The organism is Catellatospora sp. NPDC049609 (assembly GCF_040675365.1).
Classification (GTDB): Bacteria; Actinomycetota; Actinomycetes; order Mycobacteriales; family Micromonosporaceae; genus Catellatospora.
The window spans coordinates 1-7,525 of record NZ_JBFAOU010000266.1 but is presented as its reverse complement, the minus strand read 5'-3'; the positions used below and the strand labels follow the sequence as shown (position 1 = coordinate 7,525).

Genomic DNA, 7,525 nt, shown 5'->3' with positions numbered 1-7,525 from the left:
TGGCCTGGCCGGGCCCGCGGCGATCAGCGAGACGCTGGGCCGCGACGGCCTGTGGCTCACCGAGCTCACCCCGCTCACGCCCGACCTGGAGAGCGCGCCCGGCCCGGCCGCCTCAGCGGGCCCGCGAACCGCGGCGGGTCACGCGGGCGCGGGGCTGCGTACGGCGATGTCGCCGAAGAAGCGGTAGATCGCTCCGATCACGTGGTCGTAGCCGTCGACATCCTGCGGTTTGACGACGTACGCGTTGGCGTGCGAGCCGTAGCTGGCCTCGATGTCGTCGGGGTTGCTCGACGTGCTGAAGACCACCACCGGGATCGTCGCCAGGCGGGCGTCGTTCTTCACCACGGACAGGACCTCGTGGCCGCTGACCCGGGGCAGGTTGAGGTCGAGCAGCACCAGGTCGGGGCGCGGCGCCGCGGGGTCCTGCAGGAACTCCAGCGCCTGCCGGCCGTCACCGACATGGAAGATGTACTCGGCCAGCCCGTGGGTGTCCAGCGCGTCGGCGACCAGCAGCGCGTCGCCCGCGTCGTCTTCCACCAGCAGAATGCGGAGCGGTGAACAACTCAGCAACGCCGCCTCCTACCGCCGGGAATCCATGCCTGAAGAGCACTTTCCTACTCTCCAGATAGGATATGTCGCACGCTCGGCCCGACGCCAGCGGCCCCCTGCAGAACCCGCGGCTCGGCACCGACGCGGGCGGCGGCGCCGTGGTCTATGCCGCCGGTCGCTTCAGCAGACGAAGGCGCTCCGGATGTCTGCGGACAGCCGGCTCGTCGCGCCAGGTCTGGGGATGCGAGGGCTACGAGGTGAGGTGCGTGGCGTATCCCTCGACGATCAGGGGGCCGTCGAAGATGAGGACCTCGTTGGCGTGGACGCCGGTTTGATGGCGATAGTTGATCACCAGTGTGTTGATGCCGGCGTAGGCGCCGAGCAGGTCGAAGTGCAGCTCGGGATTGCGGCTCAGCGCGTAGGCCCAGTAGGCGCGCAAGGCTTCCTTGCCCCGCACTACGCCGTCGGAGCCGTGGCTCAGCCGCGCGGCGCTCGGCGAGCTGAAGACGACGTGGTCGGCGAAAAGTGTGAGCACACCTTCGAGATCACGTGAGTTCCACAAGGCGATCCACCGATCGGCGAACGTCCGCGCCGCCTGCTGGTCCATGGCGGGATCATGCCACGTGGCGCCGCTACGGCGGCCACCCTCGGCCGCACCTCCCGTGCCCTCACCGACCCGAGGCGACCATCCACGTCGCCGCCATCGACGCGTGGCTGTGACACGACATTGATTGCCCCCGCCCGACGCGTATGGTGCTCACTTGATGACATGAAAGTCGGGGTGGGCGATCCAGGCACCCATCGCCGTCGCGTCCAGGTAGACGGCGTCGTCGACACGAACGCAGCGGCCCGCACTCTCCAGCGACTCGATCAGTTCTGCCGAAGGCGGAGAGTGGAACTCGACGAACACCCAGCCGTCGGTCCGCCGTGCCACTCGCTCGGCGATGCGGGCCAGAGCAGGCCGTCCGGCGACGTCGCTGACGAGGATATGCAGCAGGATGTCGCAGCGCATGACCGCGCCGGCCGCTTGCGCGACCAGCCCGAGCTCCTCGACGCTGACCTCGAAGTCGGGCGCCTGGAAGTCGTATCCGTAGGGCAGACCTGCGGCGGAATACCAGTAGTCAGGATCGGGCTCGTACCGGATCAGGCCCTCGGCTGCCATCTCCGCCAGGAGTATTGGTTCGACGTCGTCAGCCGTACACGGGCTCAGGACACTCAACGCGGTTCCACCCACGGACTGCAGTAGACCGCATCCGGCCAGGCCGGCGCCACACGATACCGGGTCTTCCGCAGCCGGCCGCCGTCTGAGTGCCGTCACATCGAGCACATCTCGATCATGAAAGTCTTTCGAAGCACGGCCTTAGGCGGGTACCGCCTGTCGCAGATGCGGCACGGCGATGGTGGCCACGCCGGGAGTCGTCCCCGACAGCTCGACGACGTCGACGTCGACCGCGTCCGTGCCGGGGGCCGCCGAGACGGGGTGCGGGTCCTGACCGGAAGCCGTGCCGTGGTACGTGAGCTGGCAGTACACCGCCTGCCGGTCGTGCCAGAGCAGCACCCGGCGCACGCCGATGGCGTCGGCCGCGAGCCCGCCGAAAGCCTTGCGCAACTGGGCCAGTCCGTCTCCGGTCAGGCCGAGGCTCCGCGCCGCGGCGGACACGGCGTCGCGCAGCCCGTCCAGGTCGCCGCCGTCGATCAGGTTCTCCTCGACGTGGATCCCATGCAGAATGGTGAGCCAGCACTGTCGCCGCTGGGTGAGGCACCGAGTCCACCGCATGGCGGCTGAACTACCCACCGTCACCGGCGGCAAACCACCTCAAACGACTCGGAGCGGACAGCATCGAGCACGGCTGCGACCGACCGTCACGTCTCGTTCAGCGTACGAGGACGGGCCCTTCGTCGGGCTCCTGGGCGCCTTCGCCGTGGACCGCCCCCTCGGCCGGGTCGCCGGTGAGCACGGAGTCGGCGGTGCGCGGCTTTCCCAGCAGCACGATCTTGGGCAGCGGGTCGCGGCGAGCAGCCGCCCGAGCTGTACGCGATCTCCGAGCAGCTTCAACAGCGGCGCGCCGAGCAGGAAGCCCACGCCCAGCGCCGACACCACGAAGCCGACCTGCTGCTGGCCTCCCCAGTTGTCGACGCCGAACGGGATGAACAGCGCGCTGAGCGACGCGTTCGACGCCAGGAAGATGACGGTGATCGGGAGCAGAGCCCGGGCGACGGGTTGCCCCCACAGCTGACGACTCTCGCGATCCAGAGCAGCCGGAAGTCCCTGTTCCGGAGCACCGCGAACATCCATCCCCCTTGGATCGGCGACCGTCACCCGCGCAGTGGCCGGGTGTCGTCAAGCCTTGATCGCCGGTGCGCCGCCACCTTATCGCCGTCGTCCCCCGGGCGACGCCCCGCCAACGGTGCCCGGACCGCAGGCTCGCCCTCCGTGTCCGCGCGCGATCCCGGGCGTACGGCCACCTGCGCGACGGCCGGGATGCGGCCGGGACCACGGTGGTACGTTCCATGCCGCATGCGCCCACGCAGTCGACCCGGGGAGAGGCTCATGAACAGCGAGGACACCACTCTGGCGGCGCTCCTCGACGGCGAGCCCACCGAAGGCGCCTGGCAGGCCGTGTGTGACCTGCTCGAACACGCCGCCCCGGAGGCCCTGCCGGCGGCCGTGGCGCGGCTGCGGACCTGGCCGGCCCGGCTGCGCTCGATGCCCGACGGCTGGTGGGACGAGCACAGCCAGGGCGTGAGCCGACCCTGGCACGCCGCGGCGGCCTGGCGCGTACTCGGCGACCTCGACGACGTCCGGAACGGCCGCCCGCCCGCCGGCGATGACGAGGACGAGACCGACTTCGCCGGTTTCTCCGAAGGCGCGACCGCCGTGGCGTGCCCCACCCGCGCGGGCTGGCTGGTCCTGTGCGCCGCGGCGGAATGGCACCACAGCGGCGGCGACGTCGTCGTGTGGGGAACCGACGCCGGGACTGCCCCGGTGAAGCTGCTCGACGGTGCGGGCTTCCACGACGAGGCGCTCGACGCCCAGCTCAGCCCGGACGAGACCAGCGCGGTGTGCGCGGTGGAAGGGCGGCTGCACGCCTGGCGCGTGCCCGGCGGCGAGGCGCTGTGGCAGGTGGACCTGGCCGAGACCACCGACCCCGACGGCCAATTCGACATGGCGCATGCGGCTGTCCGGATCGGATTCAGCGGCGACGGGCGCCTGGTCGCGGCCGGCGCGGCGGCCCGCGGCATCCACCTGGTCGACACCGCTACCGGGGAGCTCCGCCGGCTCGTGTCCACCGACACCTGCGGACCGGTGGCACTAGACCACGACGGCAGGCGGCTCGCGCACGCGGGCACCGCCGGGGAGGTCGTCGTACGCGAGACCGCCACCGGCACGGTCCTGCTGCGCCACGACACCGGCCTGGCCGCCGTCAACGCGGTCGCGTTCGCCGCCGACGGCACGGGGCTCGCGGTCGCGGGCGGCGCCCGGGACGCCGACCAGTCCCCGCATGTGCCGCCCGCGGCGCAGGTGCTCACCCTCGACGGCGACACGGTCGTACACACCCGCCGGGTCACGCCGCAGGCCGTCCCGGACAAGCTCGCGGCAGACTCCCCGCTGGCGGCGGTGGCCACACGCTGCGTGTGGGGCGGGCACGGCCCGCTGTTCTTCGCGGTCGACGACGCCGGCTCGGTGCTGTACGACGGCGCCGGCCGCGTGCTGTGGACCGAGCCGGAGATGACCATGGGCAACCTCTCCGCCGACGGCCGCGTCCTGACCACCGTCAACGAGGCCATCACCGTCGTCCTCCTCGCCGGGCTCCTGCCGGCCGTCCCGGCATGAGCCACCGCCGCTGAAGGCCGTCACCAGGACCGTGCCCTGCGCGGCCGAGGATTGCCCGGGAGCGGATCAGGGTATCGCCCAACGGTGGCAGATGACGTTTCGTACTGGCTGAGCTCCACCCCGCCGACGTCGTACCCGACCGCGACGGCGGCCGATGAGCTGCGCGACCTCGACGTCGCGGTGATCGGTGGTGGGATCGCCGGCCTGTGCACCGCCTGGGCTCTCGCCCGTGCCGGGCGGCGGGTCGCGGTCTTCGAGGCCGGGCGGATCGCCCACGCGACCACCGGCAACACCACCGCCAAGGTCACCGCGCTGCACAGCGCCATCTACCACCACCTCGGGCCCGACAAGGCCCTGCGCTACGCCCGCTCACAGCAGTCGGGCCTGCGCCGCCTGCACGAGGCGGCGACGGAGGTCGGCGCGCAGTGCGACTGGGAGGCGCGCCCCGCCTACACCTACGCGGTCGGCGCCGACGCGGCGGACTCGCTGCGCGAGGAGGCCCAGGCCGCGGCCGAGGCGGGACTGCCGGCCGAGTTCGTCACCACCGCCGACCTGCCGTACCCGGTGGCCGGGGCGGTGCGCGTGGCAGACCAGGCGCAGCTCCACCCGCGGCGGTTCCTGCTGGCCCTGGTCGAGGACGTGGTCCGGCTCGGCGGCCGGATCTACGAACAGGCCCAGGTCACCGAGCTCGGCGACGGCACGCTGACCCTGGCCGGCGGTCGGGCGGTCACCGCGTACGACATCGTGGTGACCACCGGCTTTCCCGCCTTCGACCGGCCCGAGCTGTTCGCCCGCCTGGTGCCCAAGCGTGAGCTGGTCGTCGCCGCCGCGATCCCCGCCGAAGCCGACCCGGGCGGCATGTTCCTCGGCATCGACGACGACCGCTCGGTGCGCACCACGCCGCTGGACGACGGGCGGCGGCTGCTCATCGTCACCGGCGAGACCTACCAGCCCGGCGACGGCGGCATCGCGCAGCGTTATGCCGCGCTGACCGCCTGGACCGGCGAGCACTTCCCGATCGCGGGGGTCGCCTACCGGTGGTCCGCGCAGGACTACACCACCACCGACCGGATCCCGTTCGTGGGCCGGTTCCCCGGACACGACCGCGTCTGGGTGGCCACCGGCTTCGGCGGCTGGGGCATGACCAACGCGATGGCGGCCGCCGACCTGCTGACCGCCCGGATCACCGACCGCGACGTGCCCGAGTGGGCCGACCTGTACGACCCGCACCGGCTGCACCCGGTCAAGGAGGCGTCCACCCTGGCGAAAGCCGCGGGCACCGTCGCCAAGAGCCTGGTCGGCGAGCGCCTCACCAAGCCCGACACCACCCTCGACGAGCTGGCGCCGGGCCGGGGCGCCGTGGTGACGGTCGACGGGCGGCGCTGCGCCGCCTACCGCGACGAGGTAGGCACGCTGCACACCGTGTCGGCCAGCTGCACCCACCTGGGCTGCATCGTCGGCTTCAACGACGCCGACCGGACGTGGGAGTGCCCCTGCCACGGCTCGCGCTTCGACGTCGACGGCGCCGTGCTGCAGGGGCCCGCGCTGCGCCCCCTGCCGCCCGTGCAGCCCCGGTAGCGGCGTGCCCGCCCGACGGTGACCGGCCGCCCCTGCGCCATGATCGGCGAAAATCGCCCGACAGGCGTAAGCTGAACCTGTTTCGGATGTTTATCTCTGCCCCGGTCCCCGGCAGCCTGGCGCGTAGAGGTGAACTATGATCAAGTCAGCTCGTCGCGTGAGCATCACCGTGACGTTGGCCCCCACGGCACGGGTGGCCATGGTCCGCATCAAGGGCGACGTGGATCTGCTCGACCCGAGGGACGTCAACCTGGCCCGGCGTCGGCTGGCCTTCATCCCGCCCGCGGGAACGGTCCACGTCGACCTCAGCGGCGTCACCTTCGGCGGCTCGGCACTCGTGCACTACCTCGCCGAGCTGGCCCGCCGCGCCATGCCCGCGGCGCTGCACGTGTACGGCGCCCGGGGGATGACCGGCACGGTGCTCGACATGGCACGCATGGGTGAGGTGGCCGTCCTGCACGGCCGCACGGAGAGCGCGCCTCACTCCCCCGTCTGCCCGTGAGGAGCGGTCACCGGCTTGGACTCGGGTGAGCCGTGCTGGCGCAGGAAGATGCTGAGCACGATCAGCGCGCCGACCGCCAGGAACTCGCTCTGCCAGTTCTGCATCGACTGGAACCAGAAGTCCGACGAGCCCAGGAACTCGACGATCCCGACCGGCGGCTGCCCGCGCAGCGCCTGCTGCTCGTTGTAGTCGGCCGTGCCGCCGAGCAGGTGGCCCACGAACGACATGGCGAAGAACAGCAGCAGCACGATCGCCAGGCTGTTGCGGTACAGCAGCTGCCCGAAGCCGTGCCGCCGGGACGGTCGCGGCGAGTCCGGCCCGGCGTTGGCCGGGTCGTCCTCGGGCCGGTCCTTGTCGTCGGGCTTCTTGGACTCCGCCGATCCGCGCTGCACCAGATAGGCGGTGAGCAGCACGTACGCACCCATCTGCAGGAACTCCGACTCCCAGTTCTCGAAGACCGCCTCCGCGAAGTGGCCGGTGCGCAGGTAGTGCCAGAAGGAGTCGGCGGCCTGGCCGTACTCGGCCAGCTCCTCGTTGCGGACCTGCCACCCGAACACGCTCTGCAGCACGATGAACGTCAGGAAAGCGCCGAGCATGGCCAGTGACAGCGCGTTGTCCCGCAGCCGCTCGGGCCACGTCCGCCCTGCCCGCGCGGGGCGCTCGCGTCCTGCCGCCCGCAACATGTCACCGGTGGTCACCGGCTCCACCTCCTCGTGGATACCGCGGCGGTGCTCGCCGTCGTCGCTGCTACATACCCCTGACCAGCCCGGATCGAACCGGCCAGGGGTGTGCTCGACGTCAGGACAGGGCGGACACCGGGCGCCCGAACGCCGCGCGCAGGGTCAGGCGCACCTCGCGGCGGCGCAGCGGCAGGCCCGAGCGGCGCGCCATCGCCACGCCCGCCGCGGCGGAGGCCAGCACGGTGATCGTGCCGGCCAGCACGAGGGCGCTGCGTGCACCGGCGTGCTCGGCCAGCAGGCCGAGCCCGACCGTGCCGGCGCGGGCGCTCGATCGCCTCGTGCAGCCGGTAGCGCAGGATCACCCATTTGGGCCCGACGCCG

The 7,525-nt window shown here is 72.0% G+C and carries 9 protein-coding genes and 1 pseudogene; 4 read left to right on the top strand and 6 right to left on the bottom strand.

What is annotated here, in order from left to right:
- Nucleotides 1-187, top strand: a pseudogene (locus AB0J67_RS37680) (hypothetical protein); the annotation flags it as partial.
- On the opposite strand, the gene AB0J67_RS37675 reads toward AB0J67_RS37680, so the two are convergent.
- From AB0J67_RS37675 to AB0J67_RS37660, 4 genes are all read right to left on the bottom strand, one after another.
- Complete coding sequence (locus AB0J67_RS37675; RefSeq protein WP_363490017.1) at nt 139-537, bottom strand: response regulator; 399 nt, start codon at nt 535-537, stop codon at nt 139-141. The pseudogene AB0J67_RS37680 and the gene AB0J67_RS37675 sit on opposite strands and share 49 nt — an antisense overlap.
- Before the next feature lie 262 nt (nt 538-799).
- Nucleotides 800-1,156, bottom strand: coding sequence for a nuclear transport factor 2 family protein (locus AB0J67_RS37670; RefSeq protein ID WP_363490015.1), 357 nt, complete (start codon nt 1,154-1,156; stop codon nt 800-802).
- 150 nt (nt 1,157-1,306) lie between these two features.
- Nucleotides 1,307-1,711, bottom strand: a complete 405-nt coding sequence (locus AB0J67_RS37665) for a hypothetical protein (protein ID WP_363490013.1) — start codon at nt 1,709-1,711, stop codon at nt 1,307-1,309.
- A 198-nt stretch (nt 1,712-1,909) separates the two neighbouring features.
- Nucleotides 1,910-2,326, bottom strand: a complete 417-nt coding sequence (locus AB0J67_RS37660; RefSeq protein ID WP_363490011.1) for a hypothetical protein — start codon at nt 2,324-2,326, stop codon at nt 1,910-1,912.
- Nucleotides 2,327-3,100: 774 nt separating this feature from the next.
- Here AB0J67_RS37660 and AB0J67_RS37655 point away from each other — a divergent pair.
- The 3 genes from AB0J67_RS37655 to AB0J67_RS37645 all read left to right on the top strand — a co-directional run bounded on the left by AB0J67_RS37655 (nt 3,101) and on the right by AB0J67_RS37645 (nt 6,464).
- Complete coding sequence (locus tag AB0J67_RS37655; protein WP_363490009.1) at nt 3,101-4,384, top strand: hypothetical protein; 1,284 nt, start codon at nt 3,101-3,103, stop codon at nt 4,382-4,384.
- Between the two features lie 84 nt (nt 4,385-4,468).
- Complete coding sequence (locus tag AB0J67_RS37650; protein WP_363490007.1) at nt 4,469-5,962, top strand: FAD-dependent oxidoreductase; 1,494 nt, start codon at nt 4,469-4,471, stop codon at nt 5,960-5,962.
- Nucleotides 5,963-6,119: 157 nt separating this feature from the next.
- Nucleotides 6,120-6,464 carry an STAS domain-containing protein gene (locus AB0J67_RS37645; RefSeq protein WP_363490005.1) on the top strand — a complete coding sequence of 115 codons (345 nt, stop codon included), beginning with the start codon at nt 6,120-6,122 and terminating at the stop codon, nt 6,462-6,464.
- On the opposite strand, the gene AB0J67_RS37640 is transcribed toward AB0J67_RS37645, so the two are convergent.
- Both AB0J67_RS37640 and AB0J67_RS37635 read right to left on the bottom strand, forming a co-directional pair.
- Nucleotides 6,443-7,162 carry a DUF6766 family protein gene (locus AB0J67_RS37640; protein ID WP_363490003.1) on the bottom strand — a complete coding sequence of 240 codons (720 nt, stop codon included), beginning with the start codon at nt 7,160-7,162 and terminating at the stop codon, nt 6,443-6,445. The genes AB0J67_RS37645 and AB0J67_RS37640 overlap by 22 nt on opposite strands.
- A 100-nt stretch (nt 7,163-7,262) precedes the next feature.
- Nucleotides 7,263-7,406, bottom strand: coding sequence for a hypothetical protein (locus AB0J67_RS37635; protein ID WP_363490001.1), 144 nt, complete (start codon nt 7,404-7,406; stop codon nt 7,263-7,265).
- Nucleotides 7,407-7,525 lie beyond the last annotated feature (119 nt).